We start from the raw sequence: 24,857 nt of genomic DNA, 5'->3' as shown, positions 1-24,857 counted from the left end.
GCGTTTCCGGGGCTGTGCCCTGTCTCGTTATGGCACGTCGAGATGGGGCTTGAGCGCCATGTCGTCGCGCACAGGCACCGTCTGGCGTTCGATCATGCGATGAACCACAGGCGGCTTGTCGCCCTGATGAAGAGCGAACAGGCGTTCTGACACTTCAGCGTCGGATTGGGTCCGGCGCTGATTATGGCGCACATATTCCACCCATGTCGGCACATGGTAACTTTCGGTCCATGTCTCCGGATTTTCCAGATCGCGCAGCAGCGCCCATTGCCGCGCGCCATCGCGAATGCGGATGCGTCGACGCAGGGTCATGGCGGCCAGAAAGGCCGGAACATCTTCCTGCGCGATCTTATAATCGACCATGATCATGATCGGGCCGCTGCGTGAGCGAAGGTCAAGGCGCAGCTTCGGTTCGCTGAAATGATTGAGCGGATCGAGATTGAGCGATTCAAACTCCGGCTGCGGCAGCAAGAAACCGATCAGCGCTCCAAATACAAGAACCACAGCCGCCACCATCAAGGCGGTGGGAGCGCTATATTCATCGGCCATTGCTCCCCATAGCCAGCTGCCAGCCGCCATGCCGCCGAAAGTGGCGGTCTGATAGAGCGCCAAAGCCCGCCCCACCACCCAGCGCGGCGTGGAAAGCTGCACCGTCATATTGAAGAGCGAAAGCGCCAGAACCCATGACATGCCCGCCGGAAGCAGAAACAGGCATCCGAGCCATACATTCCTGCTGAGCGCAAGCAGCGCGCAACTTATGGCAAAAACCAGAAACGCGCAGCGAACCAGCCATTCATTGCCCAAAAGCTCACGCAAGTGTGCGCTTGCGAGCGCACCGCCAATCGCGCCCAGTCCGAAAAAGCCGAGCATGATGCCGTAAGTCAGCGCTGTGCCCTGCACCAGATCGCGTGCGACCAATGGCAGAAGCGCCAATATGATGACCGCAGAAAAGCCAAAGAGAAAGGCACGAAACATGACTTTCAGAAGGTTTGGCGACATGGACGCATAGCGCAATCCCGCCATCATTGCCGAACCGAATGTCTCGCGCGGCAGAACAGACTTGGCGATTTGCGGCTTCCAACGCCATAGCGCTATAATGAGAACAAAATAGCTCATGGCATTGAAAAGAAAGGCGAAAGCCGCCCCGGCAATTGCTACGATCAGTCCGCCGATCGCCGGTCCGATGCTGCGCATGAGATTGAAGCTCATGCTGTTGAGAGCAACCGCCGCAGGCAGGTCCGCGCGGGGAACGATGTCGCCCATCGAGGCCTGCCATGACGGATTATGCAATGCGCCGCCGCAGCCTATCAGGAAAGTAAAGCCCAGCAGCATCCATGGTGTAAGCGCCCCCATATAGGCGAAGGCAGCCAGGGCAAAAGATACCAGCAGCAGCATGCTCTGCGCAGTCAGCATGATGCGCCGCCGGTCGAAATTATCGGCCAGCGCCCCTGCGGCAACGGAGAAAATCATGATCGGCAATGTCGTTGATGCCTGCACCAAGGCGACCATCGCATCGGAATGGGCGATGGTGGCCATCATCCAGCCCGCGCCGACCGTCTGCACCAGACCGCCCAGATTGGAAACCAGCGTGGCGGACCACAATCCGCGAAAGGTTTTGTTCTGAAACGGTGCAAGAGCAGAAACTCGTTGCGACATCCGGACTGCCTTTCTGTTCATCCGCTTATCTGAAGCCCAAACGCGCCATGCGCGACTCGGTTTGGCGAAGAGCTAGAATTAGAGCATTTCCGGCAAAACTATGAAACGGCTTTTCCTCGCATAATGCGACACGATAAAGCGATGAAAAGCCGCCCCGATAGAACTCATTCCTTCACTGCGCCTGTCATGGACGAGACATAATAGTCGACGAAGAAGGAATAGAGGATGACGACCGGCAGCGACCCGAACAGCGCCCCCGCCATCAGCGCGCCCCATTCGAAAATATCGCCGCGCACCAGTTCGGTCAGCACCCCCACCGGCACAGTCTTGTTTTCGGAAGACTGAATGAATGTCAGGGCATAGATGAATTCGTTCCATGAAAGGGTGAAGGCGAATATGCCTGCTGAAATCAGCCCCGGGACCGCCAGAGGCAGGATGATCTTGGTGAGTATCTGCCAGCGATTTGCACCATCCACCAGCGCGCTTTCCTCAAGTTCGAAGGGAATTGAGCGAAAATACCCCATCAGCAACCAGGTACAGAACGGGATGAGAAAGGTCGGATAGGTAAAGATCAGCGCGAGGCGGGAATCATAAATGCCGATCTTGAAGACGATGAAGGCAAGCGGAATGAACAGGATGGATGGCGGCACGAGATAGGCCAGGAAAATCAGCAGGCCCACCGAACGCGAACCGGTAAAGCGAATGCGCTCGATAGCATAGGCCCCCGCCACAGAAGCAATGAGCGAGAGGATGGTAGACGCCATCGCAACCAGCATCGTGTTCCACAGCCAACCCGGATAAGACGTCTCGAACAGCAGATATTTGATATGGTCCAAGGTCGCGCCGACCACCCAGAAGGGGCTGTAATTATCGTAATCGGTCAATTGCGCATTGGGTTTCACCGCAGTGATCGCCATCCAGTAAAATGGAAACAGCAGCACGAAAACAAAAAGTGCGAGCGGCAGATAAAGCACCACGATCCGCCGCGGCAGGCGGTTGAGATAGGACATGCCCTGCGTATCGTCGCTCAAAGCTTTATCATGAGCCGTTTTAGAAATGGTATTCATGCTCGTCTCCGTCATCAATCGCCCCCGCCCTGCTGCCATTTGCGGCGCTGCAAGCCGAAGAAGGAGAACATGATGGCCGCAAGCAGAAAGGGGATCATCGCAACCGCAATGGCCGCCCCCTCACCCAATTGGCCACCGGGGATCGCGCGCTGGAAAGACAGCGTCGCCATAAGGTGCGTCGCATTGACCGGGCCGCCTTTGGTCAGCACATAGATGAGCTGAAAATCGGTGAATGTGAACAATACCGAGAAGGTCATGACCACGGCAATGATCGGGGTGAGCATGGGCAATGTCACATAGCGGAAGCGTTGCCAGCTCGATGCACCATCCAGCGATGCCGCCTCCTGCAGCGAAGCGGGAATTGTTTGCAGCCCTGCAAGCAGCGAGATCGCCACGAAGGGAATGCCGCGCCAGATATTGGCTGCAATCACCGATGCGCGCGCATTATTGGGATCGCCGAGAAAATTGATCGGCTGGTCGATCAGTCCCATTTTCATCAGTGACCATGACAGGATGGAAAACTGCGCATCATATATCCACCAGAATGCAAGGGCAGAAAGCACGGTGGGCACCACCCAGGGCAGCAGCACGATTGCGCGGAAGAAGGATTTGATCGGCAGATTCTCATTAAGCAGCAGCGCAAGCCACAAGCCGAGCGCGAATTTCAGCACTGACGCAACGGATGTGTACAGGAGCGTATTGAACACAGAGAGCCAGAAGACGCTGTCGTCCCAGAGAAATTCATAATTCTCCAGCCCGATGAAAATACCGTCGCGGCCAATGGTCGTATCGGTGAAACCGAGCCAGACACCAAGGCCCAGCGGATAGGTCAGAAAGCAGAGCAGGAAAACCGCCGCAGGCAGCATGAACAAAAAGCCAAGCATGTCGCGGTTGTTTCCAAGCCGGGTACGAATGGAGCGCTGCGGTGGGCCGGGTTCGATAGGACTCGTCACTGTCATGGATCATATCTCCAGGGCAAGCAAAGCACGGCAAGGCACGATAGCGGTGGCGGGGCGGGAAAATCATATCCCGCCCCAAAGCCGCAACGGATCAGACGCGGTAATATCGTTCGGCCCGCTTTTTCGCACCAGCGATGGCCTCTTCGGGCGTGGAAGCCCCGGTCACCGCCGCCGCGAACATGTCGACCAGCACATAATCCGCCATGACCGCCGCCGAGGCATAGCCAAGCGGACCCGCATATCCATTCGGACGCAAGGTTTCGGATGCCCGCGCGTAAGGTGCGTGGATCGGATTGGCCGTCCAGACCGGATTTTCAGCAAAAGCCTTCAATGGCTGGCAGCAATAAGCGCTGGAACCCTCGATCCAGGCGTTCATCTGATCGGCTTCCATCATGAATTTGATATAGGCTTTGGCGGCTTCCGGATATTTGGTGTGCTGGAACAACAGCAAGGAACTGGTCTGATGCAATTCTATGCTTTTTCCGACTGGCCCGACGGGGAAGTTCGTGCTGCGCATATCCTCGGCGAATTCAGCAAGTGCGGCATCGTTCTTGGCGGCATAATAGATGGAAACGCCATTTGCCGTCAGCGAGACCTGCCCTGCGAGAAAAGCACGGTTGTTATTGATGTCGAGCCAGCTTTCGGTGCCGGGAATGAAGGTGGCATAAAGCTCCTTGGCGTAATTGATCGCCGCAAGTGTTTCGGGTGAGTCAATCGTGACTTGCCCGCTCTCATCGACCATCTGTCCGCCATGGCTCCACAAAAGCCAGTGGGCATAGTTATTGCCGTCGCCCACCGCCTTGCCGTGCGGAAAGCCAGCTGGTGTTCCCTTGGCTTTCATCGCCTTGCATAGTTCAAGAAAACCCGCAGTATCCTGCGGAAATTCGCTGAAACCGGCTGCTTTCATATGGCTGTCACGATAGACGATGGCGTTACCGATGGCGGTCAACGGCATGGCGATGAATTTATCATCGCGCGTGGCATAGCCTCTCAACCCGTCATAGAAACCGCCATATTTGGCGTCGAGGTAATTGCCCAGTTCGGTCAGGTCGACGAGCTTCTCGGGATATTGATGCGCATCATCAAACCAGCACATGACGAGATCGGGGCCGGACCCCACATTCGCCGCAACCGCAGCCTTGGGGCGAATATCTTCCCAGCTTTCCTTGTCTATGCGCACTTCGACGCCGGTGGCGTCGGTGAACTTCTTGGTGTTCGCCAGCCAGCTATCCTCATCGCCTTTCACGAAAGGCGTCCAGCGTAAAAGACGCAGACTGGCACCCTCCTCCGGCGTATATTGAGGCTCCGCGGCAAAGGCGGGACGAATACCCAGTCCCGAAAGGCTGCTGGCACCCACAAGACTTGCTGTTCCGGCAAGGAATGTTCTTCTCTTGATGCTCATAATGCTCCTCCTCCAAATTCGGGACATTTTCCCCTGCCGCATTCGCTGTCCCAATGGTCGAATGCTGCGATCAAGCGACGAATTGCAAGGCGGTGGATACGCAGACGGCTCCTCTCCGTCAGCGCATCCTGTTTCGTCATGCTGTCAGGCGCTCTCCACTTTGTTCATCGAAAAGATGAACATTGCCCGGGTCGATCGAAACCGTGATCGTCTCGCCGGGGCGTGCATTGACCCGCTCTCGGAAAACACAGGTGATTTCCGCGCCGCCAAAACTCACGACGATATGGGTTTCATAACCGGTCGGCTCGATAACGGCGACCGGTGCGGAAACTCCCGCACTGTCGAGCCGGATATATTCAGGACGAAGCCCATAAACCAGATCCTTGCCCGCGCCCTGGGGGTAAGCATGGGTCAAAGGCAGCCGCGTACCGTCGACCGCAATGAAAGTGCGGCTATCAGCGGGGTCGAGCCTGCCCCTGATCATGTTCATGGCAGGCGAGCCGATAAAGCCTGCGACAAACAAATTGTTGGGGTGATCGTAAAGTTCGAGCGGCGAGCCGATCTGTTCCACCTTGCCATCATGCATGACAACGATCTTGTCGGCCATGGTCATGGCTTCGATCTGGTCATGCGTCACGTAGACGGTCGTGGTTTTCAGGCGGTGATGCAGTTCCTTGATTTCCGAACGCATGGCGACACGCAATTTCGCATCGAGATTGGAAAGCGGTTCGTCAAAGAGAAAGACCTGCGGGTCGCGCACAATAGCCCGCCCCATCGCCACACGCTGGCGCTGCCCGCCGGAAAGCTGACGGGGATAACGATCAAGCAGATTCTTGAGGCCCAGAATATCGGCCGCATAATTGACGCGCTTATCGATTTCCGCCTGCGGCGCGGAATTGAGCATCAGCGAAAAAGCCATATTTTTTGAAACGGTCATATGGGGGTAAAGAGCATAATTCTGGAACACCATTGCAATGTCCCGCTCTTTGGGCGGCAAATGATTGACCGTTCTGCCGCCGATGCGGATTTCTCCGCCGGAAATATTCTCCAGCCCTGCCAGCATGCGCAGCAGAGTCGACTTGCCGCAGCCCGATGGTCCTACCAGAATGACAAATTCGCCATCTTCAATATCAATATCCACGCCCTTGATGACGGGGAAATTACCAAAAGATTTCCTCACCTCGGCAAATTGAACAGCGGCCATGCGTCTCCTCCCAGAGTGCAACCTGATTTGATGTTTCTTGCAGCGCGGTGGCGGGCTCCTCACTTCCCGGTTCTGCGCCTTGGGCATTCTCCTTGCTTATTCGTTTCGTTTGGCAGGCGGCTTTTTTCTTCGTTCAGCCGCGTCCGACAAACGGCATTTTCGTTGCCATGACTGTCATGGTAAGCACATTTGCGTTCAACGGCAAACCGGCCATGTAAACCACGGCATCTCCGACATGAGCTGCATCGATGGTCGGTTCAGCCGCCAGCGTCCCGTCAGCCTGAATCACGCCAGCCGCAATTGTCTGTGTCATGTCGGTTGCGGCGTTGCCAATATCGATCTGCCCGCAGGCGATGTCGAAGTTGCGTCCGTCGAGTGCGGTCGATTTGGTCAGGCCGGTGATGGCATGTTTGGTTGCCGTATAGGGCGCGGAATTGGGTCGCGGCGCGGTGGCGGAAACAGAGCCATTATTGATAATGCGTCCGCCGCGCGGGGTCTGCGCCTTCATGAGACGGAATGCCTGCTGGGTACACAAGAAGGCACCGGTCAGGTTGCTTCCGACAATTGCGCTCCACTGCTCGAAGCTCAGTTCCTCCAGCGGGATGCCCGGAGTTGTGCCGCCGGCATTGTTGACGAGAAGATCAAGGCGTCCGAACTTGTCCGATATTGCATCAAAGAGCGCGCGCACGGAATGCGGATCACTGACATCGGCCGCGATGGCCACAAATTCCGCCCCTGTCTCGTCGCGAAGTTCGGCTGCGGCCTTTTCCAGCACCTCTGCGCGGCGACCGGAAATCACGACCCTATAGCCGGCAGCCCCCAGCGCCTTGCTGATGGCCCGGCCCACGCCCGTACCGCCGCCGGTCACAAGTGCAACACCACCATTTTTCCCGCGCGCCAGCGTGCTCATCCCAACTCCCTCATCCATGAAAGTCCGGCATCGGTCGTACCCGCCGGGCGGTATTCCGCACCAATGGGCTGTGCATAGCCTATAGAAGCAATCAGCCGGAGTATATGCCGATAATCCAGTTCGCCATGATCGGGCTCGCTGCGGTCGGGCACCGAGGCGATCTGGATATGCCCGATATGCGCCAGCAGGGCCTGAAGCCGTGTGCCGATGTCCCCTTCCATGATCTGGATATGATAACAGTCGAACATGATCTTCAGATTGGAGATACTCAATTCTTCAATGATTGCAGCGGCCTGTACGGATGTCTTGAGAAAATAACCCGGCGCATCGCGATGATTGAGCGGCTCGATCAGGATCGTAATATTGTGCCTTGCGGCCTCATCGCAGGCATAGGCGAGATTGTCCAGAAATGTCCGATGCGCCTCGCTGCCCTGCGCTTTTCCAGCCATGACATGAATATTGGGAACCTCAAGTGCCGCCGCATATTCGATAGCCTGCATGATAGCCTGACGCGCTTCGCTCTCGCGTCCGGGGATGGCCGCAAGCCCGTTATCCCCGGCCTCGACATTGCCGCGGCTGGTATTCAGCCCGAGCATCGGCAACCCGGTTTGCCGGAGTGCGGCGCCAATCTCATCCGTGCCGAAAGCATAAGGCCAATGGCATTCAACCGCATCGAAACCAGCGGCTTTTGCCGCGTGAATAGCTTCGGGAAGCGGTAATTCCTGCCATAAGAAACCAAGATTGGCCGAAAACCTTACCATTTCAAACGCGCTCCCCACCGGCCTGCCCCGGCATGCCCGGCAAGAGGACGCCGCTTTTGCGGGCCAGAATCTTGGCCACCGCAGCGTCGTCTTCCGCCCCCAGCCCGGCTTGCGCAGCTTCTTTGAACAAAGCAAGCGCTGTCTCGCTCAAGGGCGTCACGCCGCAATAACCTTGCGCCTCGCCTGTGACAATGCCCAGATCCTTGACGAAAATATCAATCGCCGAACGCGGCGTATAATCACCGTCCACAATATGCGGCCCACGGTTCTCGAACATCCAGGACGACCCCGCAGAAACGCGAATGACCTCAAAGACGGTTTCAAGATCGAGGCCGATTTTTGCCGCAAGGTTCAGCGCCTCGGCAGTCGCTGCGATGTGGATGCCCGCCAAAAGCTGATTGATCATTTTGATTTTCGAGCCGGTGCCGACTTCGCTGCCCAGCCGGAATACCTTGACGGCCACCGCATCCAATGCAGCGGAGGCCGCTTCGAAAGCCGCCTCCCGTCCTGATCCCATGACCGTGAGTTCGCCTGCAAGCGCCTTGAGATGTCCGCCCGATACCGGCGCATCGATGACGGCCATTCCTGCCGCTTCGAGTTTGGCTGCGATTTCAACCGTCGCACTTGGCGCCATGGTCACGCATAACAGAAAGACCGTGCCGGGCCTTGCACTTTCAAGAGCGCCATTCGGCCCGAAAAGAACCTGCCGGACCTGATCGGAATTGACCACGAATACCAGAACGACGTCGCTTTCACCAGCATTGGCAGGCAGCGCATAAGGTTCACCGCCCTCTTCCTTGAAACGCTCCAGCACCTGTTGATTTATATCGACACCCTTGACGCGGAAACCGGCACGCAGCAGCGACAAGGCCGCACCCCAGCCCATCGATCCAAGCCCGATCACAGTAGCCGTATTGTCCGCTGACACGCTGCCCTCCGCTCGCTGGTATCGATACCGGTATCGGTACCGGTTTTGTAAACTATGTATATTAAACGCCCTCTGTCAACGGCTGGCATGATTTGCGTTTTAAGCGTCCCGCGCCTAACAATAGCAGCAATATTGACCGGGCCATTTGGCGGGAAGCCGTTTCATAGATGCGAAAACCGACCCTGGAAGAAGTTGCGGCAGCGGCAGGCGTAAGCAAGATGACGGCTTCGCGTGCGCTGCGCGGGGCGGCTGACGTCTCCAGAGAAAGCGTGCTGAAAGTCAGCCGTGCGGCAGAGCAGCTCGGCTATGTGGGCAACCGCCTGGCGCTCGCACTCTCGTCCCAACGAACCAATCTGGTCAGCGTCGTCGTGCCGAGCATGTCGAATATCGTGTTTGCTGAGGTACTTGCGGGCATAAGTGCAGGTCTTGAAGGAAGCGGCATGCAGGCCGTCTTCGGCATCACCGATTACGATCCCCTCAAGGAGCATGTTGTTATCCGCGACATGCTCTCATGGCAGCCTGCCGCCATTATCGTGACCGGCCTTGAACATGGCGAGGAGACAAGGCGGCTGTTGGAACAGGCAAAAATTCCCGTGATCGAGATCATGGATACGGATGGTTATCCGATCGAATTCAACATCGGGCTTTCGCATGGCGTGGCTGGCGAAGAAATGGCCCATGCCCTGCTTGGCGCGGGCCGCAGGAAATTCGGCTATGTCGGCAGTGCGCTCGACAAGGATTTACGCGCGGCAAAGCGCAAACTGGGCTTTGAAAAAGTCCTGAAGGCTGCGGGATTGAGCTTCATCGCACAATCAATCGCACCGGAATTCTCCTCTGCGGCCCTCGGAAAGAGGCTGACGCTGGAAATGCTGGCAACCGCGCCCGAACCTGACTGCATCTATTATTCGAATGATGACATGGCCGCGGGCGGTTTGTTTGCCTGCATGCAAAAAGGCGTCGCAGTTCCCGATCAGGTGCTGATTGCGGGCTTCAACGGTCTGGAACTGACCGCAGCCCTTCCCGTCAAGATCGCAACCTCATGCTCTCCGCGCCGTCATATGGGCGAAATGGCTGCGCGCATCGCATGCCGCGCCTTGACCGACGAGCGCGCTACCCTCACCCGCCGAATCGTGTTCACGCCCGAAATCACGCTGGGAGACCATGCCATGCCCGACAAACAGGCGTGAAAACTGCCCAAGCAATCAGAATCTTCGGCAATCAGGCTCTTTTCATTTGGCTTATCAAAAGAACGAACAATTCCACATGGGATTTCACCCCCAGCTTCTGATAAGCGCGCTTGCGGTGGGTCTTGACCGTCTCTTCCCCCACACCGAGTATGCGGGCGATATTTTCGCCGGATTGGCCTTCCACAATCAGCGTGATCACTTCCAGCTCGCGCGGAGAAAGCATATGAGCGGCCAGTTCCTGCAATGACTGGGCAACCATCGACTGGGGCTGCTGCCGCCGTTCACCGGCTCTGGAACGGAAACGCCTGTAAAGCGAACCCATGACCTGCGAAATAGCGGCGAGACTTTCCACTTCTCCCGGTCGGTAATGCGAAGCGCCGACGCGATAGAGGGCGACCTGCACGGTCTGCGTGCTCGAAAGACGGATCGCCAGACCGATTTCCCGCAGGCGCTTGGGCCAGCCGATCGTGCTGTAACCGACCTCTTCGGAGTGGTCGATTTCCAGAATATCCATATTACGGGTCGGCTTTTTCAAGACCGACGAGTGCGCCAGCTTTTCCATCTGGTAGATACCGCCGCGCAGCCCGCGCTTATGCATCTGGAAAAACGGGCTAAACCGATAGGTAGACGCATAATATTTTTCGAGCACATCCTCGCTGATTCCGAAAGGAAGCGCACAATCGGGCGCAAACACATTGTCGCGGTCGTAAATGGAAATCATGGCGAGATCGAAAGGAACCACCTTTCGCAATGCGGTCACAAAGCTGCTCTCGAAATTGGGATTATCCAGTTCCTCGATAAGGGCAGCTATCGCCTTGTTGCATTTTGCGAAATCGCTCGTCTCAACCGATCTCATCTCTGATTATCGTCCCTGAACCTCGCTGACCATGCGAAACATCAATGATGCCCATCCCCACTCAAGAGGATGGTTTCAGGCTTTACCCTGAAAGGCAGGCTTTTTCAATTGGCCTTACCAGAGCGGCTGAACTTTCTATAGCTCCAGTGCATCATAGGCAGCGATTGTTCTTTTCGCCTTTTCACGCACGCTTGCCGCGTCATCGCCCGCCCGGTAGAGACTGCTTCCCAGACCGAAAGCACGCACGCCGACCTTGACGTAATCCGCAAAATCACGCTCGGAAACGCCACCGACCGCGCCGACGACCGCATCGCGCGGCAGGATGGTGCTGATTGCCGCAATGCCGGATGGTCCAAGGGTTGCTGCCGGGAAGAATTTAAGCGCCGATGCGCCACTCTTGATGGCCAGCAAGGCTTCGCTGGCTGTGAAGCAGCCCGGCATGGAATAAAGACCGCGCTCGGCTGCCGTGCGAATGACTTCGGCATCCGTATTGGGGCTGACCATGATGCGTCCGCCCAGATCAGCCAATTTATGCACATCCTCCGCGCTGAGCACCGTGCCTGCTCCGATGAGCGCGCGATCGCCATATAGTTCGACCGCCTTGCCGATCGAAACCCACGGTTCGGGCGAATTGAGCGGAATTTCAATGGCTTCAAATCCCTCCTCGATCAGAACGCCCAGAATGGCTTCCACCTCTTGCGGGCGAATACCCCGCAGGATCGCCACCAGTGAACGCTTGAGATCGGGCCATGGCATTTTGGGCGATGGTGTGGACATATGTAACTCCTTGCAACAAAGGCGGATTATAGGTTTGGCTCAAGCCGCCCATATCTGGCGGGCGAGCGTATAGAGGCCAGCGCGCGTAATGTCGCCGGCATCAACGATGACCGGCTCCAATCCGGCTTGTTTCAGCGCTGCTTCATAAAGCAGCCCCAGACGGCCATCGGAAATGAGGACAGGCGCGCGCATATCGCGATATTGCCGCAAGGCAGCGCCGATTTCGGCACCGATCAGCAGGCCCGACAATTGCGCTGCGCCTTCTCCGTCCTCGCTATAGCCCAGAAGCTGGCCTGCGCGCAGCTTGAAGAGACCTTGCGTCAATGCGTCAGGATTGCCCATTGCGCGGCTCGCCGCCTCCAGAAAGGCTGGCGGAATTTCCGTGCCGCCCTTCGCGTCGCCAACCGTGTGCCTGAGAATGGAATGCTTGCCGATAACGCTGAAAAGCTCCCCGGTCATATAGGTGGTGAAGCCATGGATGGCTCCTTCACGCATTTCAACCCACTTGCTATGGGTGCCGGGCATGCAGATGATCTGCTCCGCGCCGATGTCTGCAAGGCCCAGCAATTGGGTTTCCTCGCCGCGCATGACGTCGGGCGCATCTGGATCACGCTGCGCGACACCCGGCAGAATCCGAATATCGCGCGGCAGTTCCTCGATCTTTCCGGCGGCTTGCGCAAGCCCGGCAAGCGTCGCGGGCACTGCAACATAAGGCGCTTCCACCCAACCCTGCCGCGCACCGGCCATGCCGCAGACAAGCACCGGCAGTTCGGGATGCGCCTCAACCTTTGCAAGATGCTTTTGCAAGACGACAGCGAAGCCTGTCTCCGCCGCCTTCATCATGCCTTCATCGGAACGGCTTTCAGCAAGAACCGCGCCCTCGCGATCGAGCAGCCACAGGCGAAAGCTGGTGGTGCCCCAATCAACGACACAAACGAAAGCAGGGGATACGGGAATTGTCATTGGTTCAGCCATCCATGGAAATCATCTGTTGAGCAATAGCGCGGACACATTGCTCCATTGCCTGCGTAATCGGCCCGGACGGGGCCTCTTCAAAACGATAGCGCGGCATGCTCACGCTGATACAGCCCCGAGCGCGGCCATTCTGATCGGGAATGGCACGACCATAGCAGCAAATATCTTCTTCATTTTCCTGCAAATCGAGCGAGTAGCCGCGCTCGCGCGTAGCCGCAATTTCAGCCGCGACCGCCTCGCGGGTCGTCAATGTATGCTTCGTGCGCGGCCTGAGAGGCAATTGCGCGAGAATTGCGCGCATTTCCACATCATCGAGGCTGGCGAGCCAGGCCTTGCCCACTGAACTGGAGTGAAGCGGAACGCATGTTCCGACGCGCGACATCATGCGTACGGTGCGATTGCTCTCAATCTTGTCGATATAGACCATTTCATCGCCGCTGCGAATTGCCAGATGGATCGTCTCGTCAAGCTGGTCGCGAAGTTGGGCAAGCGGAATTTGCGCAGCCTTTCTCAGATCGGATCGGTCCCAACTGCGCGCGGCAAGACTGACGAGCCGGGGACCGAGAAGCCATGCGCCGGTCTGTGCTTCTTCCGTCAGCATGCCTTCGGCTTTAAGTGCTGCGACGATACGATAGACCGTCGGACGCGGGAGCCCCACCAATATTGCAAGCCGGGCCGTCGTCAATGGCGCTTCACTGTCGCTGACCGCCTGCAATACGCGCATGAAACGCGAAAAAGACGCCGTGCCGGGCACTTCCTGCCTGCCCGAAGGACCAGCTTCTTCGTCACTCATCGGCGCCGCAACCTCCAACCGTTCCGGGTTTTTGTCTCATCGCATTATCCGACGCACCGGAGCAGGTAAATCAGTCCAGTGAACTGATTTACCTGCGAAGGCGTTTCACGCTTTTGCCGGAAATGCTCTAGCTCACCAGATAGCCCCCATCGACCGGCATGACAATGCCGGTGATGAATGCTGCGGCAGGGCTGCACAGAAATGCTACAGCTCCGGCAATATCCTCGGGCTTGCCCCAGCGCTTCATCGGCGTGCGCTCAAGAATCGGGCCAGATCGCGCGGGATCATCCTGAAGCGCCTGCGTGAGCAGTGTCGCGATCCAGCCGGGTGCGACGGCATTGACCCGGATGCCATCAGGCGCATAGGCGATAGCGAGCGATTTGGTCAATTGCGCCACGCCGCCCTTGCTGGCGCTATAGGCGGGAACCAGCCCGCCGCCGAAAAAAGACAGCATGGAAGCCGTATTGACGATCGCTCCCTTGCTTTCGGCAAGCTTCGCGCGTGCCGCCGTTGAAACCCGCATGGTGCCCGTCAGGTTGATGGCCAGCACCTTTTCGAAAACATCGAGCTGATGCTCTTCGTGGCGGCGGATCACGCCAGCACAATTCACGACAATATCGATGCGGTCCAGACTGTCGACCAAAGCCTGCACACCGGCTTCGTCGCAAACATCCAGCTCGCGAAAACTGATTGCGCTCCCGTCCTGCGCACGCGCCTGATCGGCACCAAGCCCGACGGCTGTCACATTCGCGCCAAGACGGGCAAGACCTTGCGCCACGCCTGCGCCAATGCCGGTCGTAGCCCCCGTAACCAGAGCCGTTTTACCGGCAAAAATATCCGATTGAAATGTCATAAGCTCCACCCGCAACGCATCATTAAAGCATGTCGTTATCCCGAAACCGTTTCACAGTTTTCGAGATGCGCTCTAAAAAAGCGAACGGCCTTATGGCCGTCCGCAATCTGGCAATTCACAATTCAGCGAATGAACTGATCAACATAATCCGCGCCAAGACCGACTTCCTCATAGTGCTTGCGGCACATATCGATCTTGGTGAAGATGTCCTCATAGCCATTATTGTTGCCCCATGGGTCAACGTAATACATGCAGCCATTGACCTGGAAATAGGTAATCATTTCCTCGACGCCTTCATCGACCACCAGCGTGTGAATCTCGCCCGGCGGTTCAAAAGCATAAGAGCCCTCGGTGGCGATCCAGTCATGTTCCAGATAACGCCAGCTCCCCTTCAGCACCAGTGCATGCACCGGCCCCGGATGACGATGGCGGCTTAAAACGCCCGACTTGCGCACCTTGAGCAGGTTCATCCAGTAGCCCGCCGACCGGTTGAGGCAAAGCGGCCTGAACCAGACATTTTCAGATTGCGGCACCCAGATGCGGTCGTCGGTCGGAATAGCGTTCGGAACCACCAGATCCGGCAACATCTCGACCGGCTGGGGATTCTGATAAGGCATCCGTCGTATAGTTTCGGGGTCGATATTATCGCCCGGCTGTTCTGCAGACACGCTCTCCTCCCTGTTCATAATATGGACATATTGTTTACAATATGAACAATGCTACGAGAACCCCGCCATGTCAATGGACTTTTTTCATAAAACACAAGTCTGCCAGGGCAATAACTGATGTCAGAACAGCAACTTAAAACGCGTTTGGCGCCTTGAAAGGCGCCAAACCCGATCGGCCAGTTCTTGGCTTGCCCGGAATTACCGATGCTTGCCGATAAATGACGAGAAACGCTCGATCCCGGCGAGCAGCTTGTCTTCCTGCACAGCGTGGCACCAGCGCAGCCAGCCATTGCCTTCGGAGCCGAATGCACCGCCCGGTGCAAGCCCGAGGCCGACCTCGCTTACGAGTTGCTTTGCAAGGGCCAGCGTGTCGTCAAATCCGTTGACGCGGAAGAAGACATACATGGCGCCGCCCGCATCAGGCACTTCAACGCCGTCAAGTCCGTTGAGCGCATTTTGCAGGACCGCACGCGTATGCGCGAGATGCTGTCGCAGGCTGAGCACTTCCGCTTCCCCCTTTTCAAGCGCGATGGTCGCGGCCCGCTGGGTCGGCTCGAAGATGCAGGAAAAATTATACTCGATCAGCTTAGCCAGATCATCGGCAAGAGCCTTTGGCGCAAGAATCCAGCCTGCACGCCATCCTGTCATCGACCAGGCTTTGGAAAAGCTGTTGACGGAGATTATACGATCCCCATCCTGATAATGCCGCTGAAACGAGGGTGCCGAACGCTTGGCGGGATCATATACCAGCCGTTCATAGACATCGTCGGCGAAAATCCAGATACCATGCTTGCGGCAATGGTCGAGAATTGCCGTGATGCCTTCTTCATCGATTGTCCAACCCGTGGGGTTGTTGGGCGAATTGATGAAAAGTGCACGCGTATCCGGTGTCAGCGCGGCAATAAGCTTATCAAGGTCCAGCGACCATTTGCCTTCGGCCACATCCAGAGCCACGCGTTCAACGCGCGCGCCCAGAATGCGCGGTATTTCGCACACATTCGGCCAAAGAGGCGTGATGGCAACGACTTTATCGTTTGGCGACAGCAAAAGCTGCGAGGCGATCATAAGACCCGAAACACCGGAGCCGACCGCCGCCACCCGTTCCACTTCAATGGAGCGCTCATGCAGATTGCTCAGATATTGTGCGACAGCTTCACGGAAATAAGGCCGCCCCAGATTTTGCGAATAGAAGGTCTCTCCGCCCATCAAGGAGCGCGCGGCTTCTTCGCGAATGAAATCCGGCGTCGGACGGTCCGATTCCCCGAACCAGAAAGGCAGAACCTGCGCCTGCCCCATCGCACTATTGGCGACCTCGCGAATAAGCGAGCTGGAGAGCGCCTGAACCTGAGGCCGGGCTTCAATCGGAAAAGACGGGTGAATATTCATGGGTTTTGCCTTTGCAAGACAGAAATATCGAAAAGGAGACGTCAGTTTTCCGACGAGCGGACGATCGAGCTGAGGAAAAATTTGGCCCGTTCCGTCTGCGGATTATCGAAGAAGCTGTCTGGATCGTTCTGTTCGATAATCTCGCCGCGTTCCATGAACAGAATGCGGTCTGCGATACGCCGGGCAAACGACATTTCATGCGTCACCACCAGCATCGTCACGCCGGTTTTCGCAAGCTGCTGGATCACATCGAGCACTTCGCCGACCATTTCAGGATCGAGCGCCGAGGTCGGCTCGTCAAAGAGAAGGACGACCGGCTCCATCGCGAGAGCGCGTGCGATTGCCACACGTTGCTGCTGTCCGCCCGAAAGCTGGTCCGGATATTTGTGCATATGCTCCGCAAGACCGACCCGCTCAAGCAATTGCTTTGCTTTTGCTTCCGCATCGGCCCATGTGCGACCGCGTACCCGCACCGGGGCAATCGCCACATTCCGGATCGCCGTCATATGCGGAAACAGGTTGAACTGCTGGAAGACCATGCCGACTTCAGCACGCACTTTTGCAAGATTTTTTCCTTGCGTGACGGGCACGCCGTCGACAGTGATCTTGCCGGAAGAGAAGTCTTCAAGCAGGTTGATGCAGCGAATGAGCGTCGATTTTCCGGAACCCGACGATCCGATGATGGCGATGACTTCACCGCGCTTCACCGAAAGATCGATACCCTTGAGGGCATGGAAATCGCCATAATGCTTTTCCAGCTTTTCGATCTCGATGATTACATCGGCGTCGTTCGATTTCTGACTGGTTTGATTCATGAGTAATTCCTCCCGCGCGGCCGCGTGATATTTCGCATTGTTTTCAACGAGAGCGCTTTTGCTTCGACTCAAGGACATTGACGATGCGGACAAGCGGCAGCAGCAGGATCAGATATAATACTGCGGCGCCGATCAGCGGCGAGGGATTTGCATAGAATGCCTGCGCCTGGGTTGCCTGCTTGAGCAGGTCCGGCAGGGCCACGACGGAAGCAAGTGCTGTATCCTTGATCAGACCGACGGCAACGCCTGTTGCGGGCGGGATGACCATGCGCATGGCCTGCGGCAGGATAATATCGAGCATCATGCGCGGCCAGGAAAAACCAAGCGCCTGCGCTGCCTCGAACTGGCCGCGTGAGACGGCCTCGATCCCGGCGCGGAAGGTTTCTGCCATATAGGCCGATGCGACAAGCGAAAGCGCTGCGGTCGCGGCCCAGAAGGATGACAGGCGGATGCCGACAAAAGGCAGGGCGTAATAGATCAGCACAAGCAGGACGAGCAGCGGTATCGCACGGAACAAATCAATATAGGCCGTTGCCAGAACACGCGTGACATAGGGCGAATAAAGGCGGATCAGCACCAGCATCAGCCCCAGAACCAGCGAGAGGACCAGGCTCGTCGCGCCCAGAACGATCGTAAGGCCAAAGCCTTTCAGGAGCAGCGGAGCCGCCTGCGTGAGTACGCCGACATTCACGAAAGTTGTTATAAAATCCATTCAAACCACCAATGGCATTATGTTTGTTCGGCTGCCGGCAACAGCCGAGTAAAGAGATGGCCTCCCTAAAAGGAGGCCATCGTTTCAGGCTGTCTTGAAGACGATCAGTTCGTAGGGATCGGCTGCACCGTCAAAGTGCTCGAATCGGCTGCTGCATCGGTTCCGAACCACTTCTTGTGCAAACGCTCCATCTCGCCTTCGTTTTTAAGGGCGGTGATGGCTTCGTTCACATCATTGAGAAGCGGGCTATCCTTGCGCAGCATCAGACCAAACTGCTCATTGGTCGGAATCGTGGCTACGATCTTATATTGCGGCTTGTCGCGGATGTAATATGCGTCGATTGGGCAATCATGGATGAAACCGGCAATACGACCGGTCGCAATGTCCAGCATCGGGTCAGCATTTCCATCATAACGCTTGATTGTTCCAAATTTATATTTCGGCTCATTTTCCGAAGCCCACATTTCGCCGGTGGTTCCGGTGATGACTGCAACGTCCTTTCCTTCCAGGCCATCCAAGCCTTCAATGCCGCCGGATGTAGCAACCGTCAGGCACTGGTCGGCATCGTAGAAAGGCTGCGTGAAGGAGACCGACTCAAGCCGCTTGGACGTGATGGTGATCGATCCGATCGCAATGTCGGCGCGGCTGGACTGCACAGCCGAAAACAGGCTGTTGAAAGGCATTTGCGTGAATTTGGCTGTCTTGTCGATCCGCGCTGCGATCATGTCGACCAGATCGACTTCAAATCCCTGCAGCTTGCCGCTGGCATCTTCAAACTCAAAAGGCACATTGGCGATATTGGTGGCGATCGTGATTTCTTCCGCCGCAACCGCCGCGCTGGATGCCATCAAAACTGCGATAATTGCCGAAGCAGTACGCTTGAACATAAATTCCTCCTATGGTCGACGCGCAATTCATGAAAGGCGCATGGGTCCATATAGCGGAAACATCCGGCCTCCAATATCCCACTTAAAGGGGACAAGCACGACGGCCCGGATGAATTATTTGTAAAGCGAACCAGCCGGAATCATGCCGCCTTGCGACGCTGAAATGGCCCATGGGGAATTTCCGGCGGCGTGAATGATTCCGCCGACGCACGGTCCCAGCGACTGTACCAGTCTGACAATTCAGGAATCTCGCTGCCTGAGACCAGAAAACCTTCCGGCAGATAGGGATAGGCTTCGTTGCCATCGAGGAATTCATTGTCCTTCTGGCGGAACATGAAGTGATAGGGCATGAAATCGCTTGGATTGGTCAGGCCCGCGGCACCGGCGATTTCCCCCAGGGCACGCATGGTATTGCGATGAAAGCGTGCTACGCGCTCGCTCTTGTCACCGACATCAATGGCCTTCTGACGCAGAGGATCCTGTGTGGCGATGCCCACCGGGCATGTATTGGTGTGGCATGACTGCGCCTGAATGCAGCCGACAGCGAACATGAAGCCGCGTGCGGAATTACACCAGTCGGCGCCCAGAGCCAATGTACGGGCTATATCGAAGGCAGAAATGATCTTGCCTGCCGCGCCGATCTTCACTTCATCCCTTATGCCAGCACCACGCAGCGCATTATGCACGAAGGTCAGGGCTTCCAGCATCGGCATGCCAACACGGTTTGCGAATTCAACGGGAGCTGCACCCGTGCCGCCCTCCGCACCGTCGACAACGATGAAATCGGGAACAATGCCGGTCTTCAGCATGGCCTTGACCATGCTCATGAATTCGCGGCGATGACCGATGCACAGCTTGAAGCCGACCGGCTTGCCGCCTGAAAGCATGCGCAATTGCCCGATGAACTGCATCAGCTCGACAGGCGTGGAGAAAGTGCTGTGCGCCGCCGGAGACACGCAATCCACGCCCATGGGAATACCGCGCGCTTCAGCGATTTCCGCAGAAATCTTGGATGCCGGCAACATGCCGCCATGGCCGGGCTTGGCACCCTGACTAAGTTTCACCTCGATCATCTTGACCTGCGGATCGGCGGCAGTGACAGCAAATTTTTCCGGCGAGAATCGTCCCGCATCATCGCGACAGCCAAAATAGCCCGATGCCACCTGATAGATCAGGTCGCCGCCGCCCTGCCGATGATATTTGCTGATACTGCCCTCGCCCGTATCATGTGCAAAGCCGCCTTTGTGCGCACCGCTATTGAGCGCGAGGATAGCGTTTGCGGACAGCGCGCCAAAACTCATGGCGGAGATATTATAAAGGCTGGCACTATAAGGCTGATTGCAGGCAGAGCCGCCGATGCGGACGCGGAAATCCGTATCGGCGATGACGACGGGGGCCGCAGAATGCGTCAGCCACGCATAACCCGAACCATAGACATTTTCGATCGTGCCAAAGGGCCGCTTGTCTTCCACGCCCTTGGCGCGCTGATAGACCAGTCCGCGATCCTGCCGGCTGAAAGGAACCTCTTCATGATCGGATTCGAGCATATATTGGCGAATTTCGGGGCGGATGCTTTCAAGGATGAAACGCATATGGCCGATGATGGGATAGTTGCGCAGGATCGCATGCCTGCGCTGCCGCACATCATGAATGCCCACCAGCACCAGAGCGCCGAAGAGGGCCGCAGGCAGCCATAACCAGCTATTATAGAAAATTGCGCCCAGAAGCGAAATCAGCGTCAAAACGACTGCAGCAACACAAATTGTGTAACGCTGGTATGCAAACATGACCGTCACCGTCAAACACGCTGTTGTCCGTTCCGAACACATAGTTGTTCTGCCGGATTTTGTCCAGAAAGCTCAAGGGAATGTCATCCATTATTAAGGCATGACATCATTCGCTTCCCGCAAGGCGAGCCGCTTCAACCGCCTTTGAGCAATGCCTCCACTTCATGCCCGGTTGGCGCCGCCGCCCCCGCGCCGGGGCGGGTCACGGCTATCGCACCCGCAGCCGATGCATAGAGCACGCAGTCATGCAATGAACGGCCCTGCGCATAAGCAGTGGCAAATCCGCCGTTGAAACTGTCGCCTGCGGCGACCGTATCGACGACCTTGACCTTGAAAGGCTCGAAATGACGTGTCTCGTCCGCCGTCACCAGCAGCGATCCGCGCCCGCCAAGCTTTATGATCACGGTTTCCGGTCCCTGTTTCAGAATTGCGCGTGCCGCCGCTTCCGCCGAAGCCAGATCGTTCGGCTCGATACCGGTTATCTGCGCGGCTTCCGTTTCATTGGGCGAGATAATGTCGCAAAGCGCAATCAGGTCCATGAGGTGATCCGCACCGCCAACCGGAGCGGGGTCCAGACAAACCGCACCGCCCGCAGCCCTTACGGCCTTTGCGACCGCAAGATTAGCCTCGTGGGGTACTTCCCGTTGCAGAAGCGCGATTTTCGCCCTCGCCATATCGGCGGCATATTCATCGACATCCGCCGCCCTCCAGCGGCCATTTGCCCCGGCGCAAACTGCGATAGTGTTCTGCCCCGCTTCCTCCACCTGAATGATCGCCATGCCGGTATCGACATTGTCGATAATGCGGATTCCCTCCGTGCCGAGGCCGAATTCCTGCATCTGGCTGATCGCCAGATCACCAAAGGCATCCCTGCCGACCGCGCCGGCAAAGTGAACCTCTCCGCCAAGTCTGGCGATCGCCACGGCCTGATTGGCACCCTTGCCGCCGAGACCAATGCCATAGGTCGAGGCATTGACAGTCTCTCCGGGACGCGGAAGCGCCGCCATTCTGGCGCTGACATCGATATTAACGCTGCCGAAAACAAAAATAGTCAACGAACTCTCCTATTGAGACAGGCCCGAACCATAGCGAAGCGCATATCAAAATTCCATATCCCGAAACGGCTGGTATGGGCGGGATTGCACAGATCATTGCCGGTGCGGGGATTTGCGTGCGGCTGCAAAACTGTTAATCGATTTGCAGTTTTATTTTCCTTGGTAATCGCAATGGTTTTTCTGCTGGTCGTTTTTCTTGTGAGCGCCGTGCTTTGCGGCGTTGGCCTCTATCTCCTGGCGACCATATTGCCGGGCAAATTTCTGGCAGCCCATTTCAATGCACGCTCCAATCATACGGTGGCCGCGCGGCAAATCGGCGGGCTTGCCCTCATACCGGCCATCATTGCGACCCTGCTGATATTTGGTGCGGATGCAGGACTGACGGGCCGGTTTGTGCTTTGTATTTGCAGTGCAACCGCCCTGCTATGGGTCATTGGCGGACTGGATGATCGTTTCGATCTTTCGGTTCCAACGCGGTTTGGCTCGCAAATCGTCGCCTCCTGCCTTGTCGTCTATGGACTGGGCCCTGATTTCCGCTTGCTGCCGGATATGCTGCCGCATGGGCTCGAAATGGCGCTTGTCGTGCTTGCTCTCGTCACCACGATCAATGTCACAAACTTCATGGACGGCCTCGACCTGATGACGGTTGCAGGCATCGGCATGCCACTGGCCGGTGTGGCCGTGCTTGCGGCGCTGCATCTTGCGGACGCGCAAAGCGGCCTGATTGCCGCCATTACCGCAGGCGCGCTTTTCGGCTTCGCATTCTTCAACCGCCCTCCCGCAAGCATTTTTCTGGGCGATTCAGGCAGTTTTCCACTCGGCTTGCTGGCGGGGACGGCGTTTCTTCTGCTGGCTAAAGAAACCCATATCGCCGTGGCCCTGATATTGCCGCTCTATTATATCGTTGACGCCGTCACTACCATCATCCTGCGTGCGCTCAGCGGCGAGAATATTCTCAAGGCCCATTCCAGACATGCCTATCAGATCGCAAGACGGTCGGGCTGGAGCGTCTGGAAAATCATCGGACATGTCACCATGCTCAACCTCATTCTGATTGGCAGCGCCATCGCCATGATGAGCCTTGATCACATGTTCGTGCGGCTGGCCTTCCTGCTGGTCGCAATCGTTGCCGTATTGGTGCTGATACTCGACTTTCGCGGACATTTCAGAAAGCTATGACGCTGAACAAAACCTTGCGGACTGTTTCGACATCGCCACTTTCGATGGCTGCTTGCAAGGCCTCCAGACTGGCAGGCACGTCCACGTCCGTCTTTTTGCCCTTCGGCGCGCGCATGATTTTGGGGTGACGCGTCGGCTGCGCATGGGAGGGATCGTAGAAGAGCTCTTCATACATCTTCTCCCCTTCGCGCACGCCCGTCACTTCAATGGCAATGTCGCCGTCGGGGTTCTCTTCGTCGCGGATGCTAAGCCCGGCCAGCAGGATCATATTCTCGGCCAGATCGAGGATTTTTACCGGTTCTCCCATTTCAAGCAGAACCGTATCGCCGGATTCTGCAATGGCCCCCGATTGAACAATCAGCTCCGCCGCTTCCTTTATCGACATGAAATAACGCGTCATATCCTTATGTGTCAGCGTTACGGGACCACCATGGGCGATCTGTTCGCGAAACAGCGGGACAACCGAACCGTTGGAGCCGAGCACATTACCGAAACGAACCGAATAAAACAGTTTGCGTTTGCCGGCCTGCGCCGCCAGCAGGCCATGATAATAGACGACCAGTTCCGCCCAGCGTTTTGTCGCCCCCATAATATTGGTGGGCCGCACAGCCTTGTCCGATGAGATCAGCACCATGCGTTCCACATCACTTGCAAGGCAGGCCGCCGCGGTTTCCAACGTGCCGTAAACATTGTTGTAAATGCCGACCAGCGGATTTTTCTCCACCAGCGGCACATGCTTATAGGCCGCGCAATGATAGACCGTATCGATGCCATGCTCGCGGATCGCCTTTTCGACGCTGAGCCGGTCGCGCACCGATCCAAGCACGGGGATAACAGGACAGGATGCGATCTGGCGCAATTGTCTGTCGATTTGATAAAGCGCGAATTCACTCAGTTCGAAAAGAACGATGCAGGCAGGATTATACTTCGCGATGGTTTGGCAAAGCTGGCTGCCAATCGATCCCCCGGCACCCGTCACCATGATACGGCGCCCCTCGATCACCTCTCGCAACATTTCAGTGTCAGGCGGAACCGGCGAGCGCCCCAGCAGGTCATCGATCTCGATATTGCGGAGCGCGCTGACGAGATATTTTCCTGCGGTCAGATCGGCAATTGGGGGCAGCATACGGGTGTTTACCGGCAACCGCCCCAGAATCCGGGCAAAATCCTGTCTTTGCTGCTGTGTGAGGGCCGGTTCAGAGATCAGCACCTGATCAAGCCCCAAATTATCAATCAGGCTGGGAATTTGATTGGCCCGGTAAACGCGCAGGCCGACTATATCCATGCCCGCCAATTGGCCGCCCGGATCGACAAAACCCATGACGCGGGTATCGCTATGGCTTCTGAGCGCGACAGCCAGCTGACGCGCCGATTCACCGACGCCGATGATAAGGGCCGAACTCGAATAGTTCTTGTGCGGCTCCGCGCGACGCATCAGCCATTTTGCGCCAAAACGGCTGACGGAAATTAATACAGTGCTCAGCAGCCAGTAAAGCAGCGGCACCGAACGCGGCAGTCCCGAGCCGCCATAAAGCTCCATAAGAAAGACCAGAGCCACCCAGAACAGGGCGGAAATAGCGGTAGCCTGAAAAATCGGCCAGATGGAGCGCTCGGCCAGATAACGGATAATAGCCCGATACAGGCCAAAACGGACAAAAACCGGAATCGCCAGAATCGGCGCGACCAGAATGAGAAAGAATTGTGCTTTGGTCGGCACAAAAACGAAGCCAAGGCGGATGACAAAAGCAAGATAGGCGCTGAGCAACAACAAAACGAAATCGCTCAACAGCAAAATGATCTGCTTGCTTCGGCGCGGCAGCAAGACAAGTCTCTGCCATGGCGATCCAAAACTCATATGTATTTGCTCTCACTCATAGCCAGAGACAATGAAAAAACCGGTCAATTTTACGGCGTCCAATCTGCACTGGTTAGCATGAGTCCCGTTGAGGAACCATATCAATTGCCCTCCCCGGTTCTGCACTGATCTGTCTGTGTTGTCGCATCCGGCAATTGGCAAATAAAGATAGGGCAGCCCCTCCC

Annotated in this window: 23 protein-coding genes; 2 read left to right on the top strand and 21 right to left on the bottom strand. The window is 56.7% G+C overall.

Features of this window, described 5'->3' with window-relative positions; genetic code table 11:
• Window positions 1–27 precede the first annotated feature (27 nt).
• The 8 genes from DKP76_RS05890 to ltnD form a co-directional block, all read right to left on the bottom strand.
• Window positions 28–1,656: an MFS transporter gene (locus DKP76_RS05890; RefSeq protein WP_109705515.1), complete on the bottom strand. Its 1,629-nt coding sequence runs from the start codon at window positions 1,654–1,656 to the stop codon at window positions 28–30.
• Window positions 1,657–1,820: 164 nt separating this feature from the next.
• The gene (locus DKP76_RS05885) at window positions 1,821–2,723 is read right to left on the bottom strand and encodes a carbohydrate ABC transporter permease (RefSeq protein ID WP_109705514.1); all 903 of its coding nucleotides are present in this window, start codon (window positions 2,721–2,723) and stop codon (window positions 1,821–1,823) included.
• A 14-nt stretch (window positions 2,724–2,737) separates the two neighbouring features.
• Entirely contained in the window at window positions 2,738–3,682 is a 945-nt protein-coding gene (locus DKP76_RS05880; protein ID WP_109705513.1) for a carbohydrate ABC transporter permease, read from the bottom strand.
• Between the two features lie 91 nt (window positions 3,683–3,773).
• Complete coding sequence (locus DKP76_RS05875; protein ID WP_109705512.1) at window positions 3,774–5,084, bottom strand: ABC transporter substrate-binding protein; 1,311 nt, start codon at window positions 5,082–5,084, stop codon at window positions 3,774–3,776.
• A 136-nt stretch (window positions 5,085–5,220) separates the two neighbouring features.
• Window positions 5,221–6,288: an ABC transporter ATP-binding protein gene (locus DKP76_RS05870; protein WP_109705511.1), complete on the bottom strand. Its 1,068-nt coding sequence runs from the start codon at window positions 6,286–6,288 to the stop codon at window positions 5,221–5,223.
• 133 nt (window positions 6,289–6,421) lie between these two features.
• Window positions 6,422–7,198, bottom strand: a complete 777-nt coding sequence (locus DKP76_RS05865; RefSeq protein WP_109705510.1) for an SDR family oxidoreductase — start codon at window positions 7,196–7,198, stop codon at window positions 6,422–6,424.
• Window positions 7,195–7,959, bottom strand: a complete 765-nt coding sequence (locus tag DKP76_RS05860) for a hydroxypyruvate isomerase family protein (protein ID WP_109705509.1) — start codon at window positions 7,957–7,959, stop codon at window positions 7,195–7,197. Before DKP76_RS05860 ends, DKP76_RS05865 begins: the two co-directional genes overlap by 4 nt.
• Before the next feature lies 1 nt (window position 7,960).
• Window positions 7,961–8,887: an L-threonate dehydrogenase gene (gene ltnD / locus DKP76_RS05855; protein ID WP_109705508.1), complete on the bottom strand. Its 927-nt coding sequence runs from the start codon at window positions 8,885–8,887 to the stop codon at window positions 7,961–7,963.
• 167 nt (window positions 8,888–9,054) lie between these two features.
• Here ltnD and DKP76_RS05850 point away from each other — a divergent pair, with 167 nt between their 5' ends.
• Entirely contained in the window at window positions 9,055–10,074 is a 1,020-nt protein-coding gene (locus DKP76_RS05850; RefSeq protein ID WP_109705507.1) for a LacI family DNA-binding transcriptional regulator, read from the top strand.
• A gap of 31 nt (window positions 10,075–10,105) precedes the next feature.
• Here DKP76_RS05850 and DKP76_RS05845 read toward each other — a convergent pair whose 3' ends face one another.
• The 12 genes from DKP76_RS05845 to rbsK form a co-directional block, all read right to left on the bottom strand.
• Window positions 10,106–10,930: a helix-turn-helix transcriptional regulator gene (locus DKP76_RS05845; RefSeq protein WP_109705506.1), complete on the bottom strand. Its 825-nt coding sequence runs from the start codon at window positions 10,928–10,930 to the stop codon at window positions 10,106–10,108.
• A gap of 135 nt (window positions 10,931–11,065) precedes the next feature.
• The gene (locus tag DKP76_RS05840) at window positions 11,066–11,707 is read right to left on the bottom strand and encodes a 2-dehydro-3-deoxy-6-phosphogalactonate aldolase (protein ID WP_109705505.1); all 642 of its coding nucleotides are present in this window, start codon (window positions 11,705–11,707) and stop codon (window positions 11,066–11,068) included.
• Between the two features lie 39 nt (window positions 11,708–11,746).
• Window positions 11,747–12,670 carry a 2-dehydro-3-deoxygalactonokinase gene (locus DKP76_RS05835; protein ID WP_109705858.1) on the bottom strand — a complete coding sequence of 308 codons (924 nt, stop codon included), beginning with the start codon at window positions 12,668–12,670 and terminating at the stop codon, window positions 11,747–11,749.
• A 4-nt stretch (window positions 12,671–12,674) separates the two neighbouring features.
• On the bottom strand, window positions 12,675–13,475 hold the full coding sequence (locus DKP76_RS05830; protein ID WP_109705857.1) for an IclR family transcriptional regulator: 801 nt from the start codon (window positions 13,473–13,475) through the stop codon (window positions 12,675–12,677).
• Window positions 13,476–13,602: 127 nt separating this feature from the next.
• Window positions 13,603–14,328, bottom strand: a complete 726-nt coding sequence (locus DKP76_RS05825) for an SDR family NAD(P)-dependent oxidoreductase (RefSeq protein WP_109705504.1) — start codon at window positions 14,326–14,328, stop codon at window positions 13,603–13,605.
• Window positions 14,329–14,450: 122 nt separating this feature from the next.
• Window positions 14,451–14,945: a 2,4'-dihydroxyacetophenone dioxygenase family protein gene (locus tag DKP76_RS05820; protein ID WP_245410179.1), complete on the bottom strand. Its 495-nt coding sequence runs from the start codon at window positions 14,943–14,945 to the stop codon at window positions 14,451–14,453.
• A 249-nt stretch (window positions 14,946–15,194) separates the two neighbouring features.
• Window positions 15,195–16,382, bottom strand: coding sequence for a pyridoxal phosphate-dependent aminotransferase (locus DKP76_RS05815; protein ID WP_109705502.1), 1,188 nt, complete (start codon window positions 16,380–16,382; stop codon window positions 15,195–15,197).
• Window positions 16,383–16,423: 41 nt separating this feature from the next.
• On the bottom strand, window positions 16,424–17,197 hold the full coding sequence (locus DKP76_RS05810; RefSeq protein WP_109705501.1) for an amino acid ABC transporter ATP-binding protein: 774 nt from the start codon (window positions 17,195–17,197) through the stop codon (window positions 16,424–16,426).
• 43 nt (window positions 17,198–17,240) lie between these two features.
• Complete coding sequence (locus DKP76_RS05805) at window positions 17,241–17,909, bottom strand: amino acid ABC transporter permease (RefSeq protein ID WP_109705500.1); 669 nt, start codon at window positions 17,907–17,909, stop codon at window positions 17,241–17,243.
• Between the two features lie 104 nt (window positions 17,910–18,013).
• The gene (locus tag DKP76_RS05800) at window positions 18,014–18,796 is read right to left on the bottom strand and encodes a transporter substrate-binding domain-containing protein (RefSeq protein ID WP_109705499.1); all 783 of its coding nucleotides are present in this window, start codon (window positions 18,794–18,796) and stop codon (window positions 18,014–18,016) included.
• A gap of 140 nt (window positions 18,797–18,936) precedes the next feature.
• Window positions 18,937–20,583 carry an FMN-binding glutamate synthase family protein gene (locus tag DKP76_RS05795; protein WP_109705498.1) on the bottom strand — a complete coding sequence of 549 codons (1,647 nt, stop codon included), beginning with the start codon at window positions 20,581–20,583 and terminating at the stop codon, window positions 18,937–18,939.
• 134 nt (window positions 20,584–20,717) lie between these two features.
• Entirely contained in the window at window positions 20,718–21,590 is an 873-nt protein-coding gene (rbsK, locus tag DKP76_RS05790; protein ID WP_245410178.1) for a ribokinase, read from the bottom strand.
• Between the two features lie 219 nt (window positions 21,591–21,809).
• Here rbsK and DKP76_RS05785 point away from each other — a divergent pair, with 219 nt between their 5' ends.
• Window positions 21,810–22,817, top strand: a complete 1,008-nt coding sequence (locus tag DKP76_RS05785) for an MraY family glycosyltransferase (RefSeq protein ID WP_109705496.1) — start codon at window positions 21,810–21,812, stop codon at window positions 22,815–22,817.
• Here the strand turns inward: DKP76_RS05785 and DKP76_RS05780 are convergent.
• Window positions 22,804–24,672 (bottom strand): polysaccharide biosynthesis protein, encoded by a 1,869-nt coding sequence (locus tag DKP76_RS05780; protein ID WP_109705495.1) that lies wholly within the window; start codon window positions 24,670–24,672, stop codon window positions 22,804–22,806. The two genes, DKP76_RS05785 and DKP76_RS05780, sit on opposite strands and share 14 nt — an antisense overlap.
• Window positions 24,673–24,857 lie beyond the last annotated feature (185 nt).

Origin of the sequence: Falsochrobactrum shanghaiense, assembly GCF_003149535.1 — a bacterium.
Taxonomy (GTDB): domain Bacteria; phylum Pseudomonadota; class Alphaproteobacteria; order Rhizobiales; family Rhizobiaceae; genus Brucella; species Brucella shanghaiense.
The sequence above is the reverse complement of the archived record's forward strand: the minus strand, read 5'-3'. Positions and strand labels throughout refer to the sequence as shown.

Bases quoted from the DNA above. Each gene is read 5' to 3' on its own strand.
- rbsK (WP_245410178.1), bottom strand. From the start codon at position 21,590: ATGGCGGCGCTTCCGCGTCCCGGAGAGACTGTCAATGCCTCGACCTAT.
- DKP76_RS05860 (WP_109705509.1), bottom strand. From the start codon at position 7,959: ATGGTAAGGTTTTCGGCCAATCTTGGTTTCTTATGGCAGGAATTACCG.
- DKP76_RS05815 (WP_109705502.1), bottom strand. From the start codon at position 16,382: ATGAATATTCACCCGTCTTTTCCGATTGAAGCCCGGCCTCAGGTTCAG.
- DKP76_RS05795 (WP_109705498.1), bottom strand. From the start codon at position 20,583: ATGTTTGCATACCAGCGTTACACAATTTGTGTTGCTGCAGTCGTTTTG.
- DKP76_RS05810 (WP_109705501.1), bottom strand. From the start codon at position 17,197: ATGAATCAAACCAGTCAGAAATCGAACGACGCCGATGTAATCATCGAG.
- DKP76_RS05825 (WP_109705504.1), bottom strand. From the start codon at position 14,328: ATGACATTTCAATCGGATATTTTTGCCGGTAAAACGGCTCTGGTTACG.
- DKP76_RS05880 (WP_109705513.1), bottom strand. From the start codon at position 3,682: ATGACAGTGACGAGTCCTATCGAACCCGGCCCACCGCAGCGCTCCATT.
- DKP76_RS05785 (WP_109705496.1), top strand. From the start codon at position 21,810: ATGGTTTTTCTGCTGGTCGTTTTTCTTGTGAGCGCCGTGCTTTGCGGC.
- DKP76_RS05800 (WP_109705499.1), bottom strand. From the start codon at position 18,796: ATGTTCAAGCGTACTGCTTCGGCAATTATCGCAGTTTTGATGGCATCC.
- DKP76_RS05875 (WP_109705512.1), bottom strand. From the start codon at position 5,084: ATGAGCATCAAGAGAAGAACATTCCTTGCCGGAACAGCAAGTCTTGTG.
- DKP76_RS05890 (WP_109705515.1), bottom strand. From the start codon at position 1,656: ATGTCGCAACGAGTTTCTGCTCTTGCACCGTTTCAGAACAAAACCTTT.
- DKP76_RS05870 (WP_109705511.1), bottom strand. From the start codon at position 6,288: ATGGCCGCTGTTCAATTTGCCGAGGTGAGGAAATCTTTTGGTAATTTC.
- DKP76_RS05850 (WP_109705507.1), top strand. From the start codon at position 9,055: ATGCGAAAACCGACCCTGGAAGAAGTTGCGGCAGCGGCAGGCGTAAGC.
- DKP76_RS05835 (WP_109705858.1), bottom strand. From the start codon at position 12,670: ATGACAATTCCCGTATCCCCTGCTTTCGTTTGTGTCGTTGATTGGGGC.
- DKP76_RS05780 (WP_109705495.1), bottom strand. From the start codon at position 24,672: ATGAGTTTTGGATCGCCATGGCAGAGACTTGTCTTGCTGCCGCGCCGA.
- DKP76_RS05845 (WP_109705506.1), bottom strand. From the start codon at position 10,930: ATGAGATCGGTTGAGACGAGCGATTTCGCAAAATGCAACAAGGCGATA.
- DKP76_RS05885 (WP_109705514.1), bottom strand. From the start codon at position 2,723: ATGAATACCATTTCTAAAACGGCTCATGATAAAGCTTTGAGCGACGAT.
- DKP76_RS05805 (WP_109705500.1), bottom strand. From the start codon at position 17,909: ATGGATTTTATAACAACTTTCGTGAATGTCGGCGTACTCACGCAGGCG.
- DKP76_RS05820 (WP_245410179.1), bottom strand. From the start codon at position 14,945: ATGCCTTATCAGAATCCCCAGCCGGTCGAGATGTTGCCGGATCTGGTG.
- DKP76_RS05865 (WP_109705510.1), bottom strand. From the start codon at position 7,198: ATGAGCACGCTGGCGCGCGGGAAAAATGGTGGTGTTGCACTTGTGACC.
- DKP76_RS05830 (WP_109705857.1), bottom strand. From the start codon at position 13,475: ATGAGTGACGAAGAAGCTGGTCCTTCGGGCAGGCAGGAAGTGCCCGGC.
- DKP76_RS05840 (WP_109705505.1), bottom strand. From the start codon at position 11,707: ATGTCCACACCATCGCCCAAAATGCCATGGCCCGATCTCAAGCGTTCA.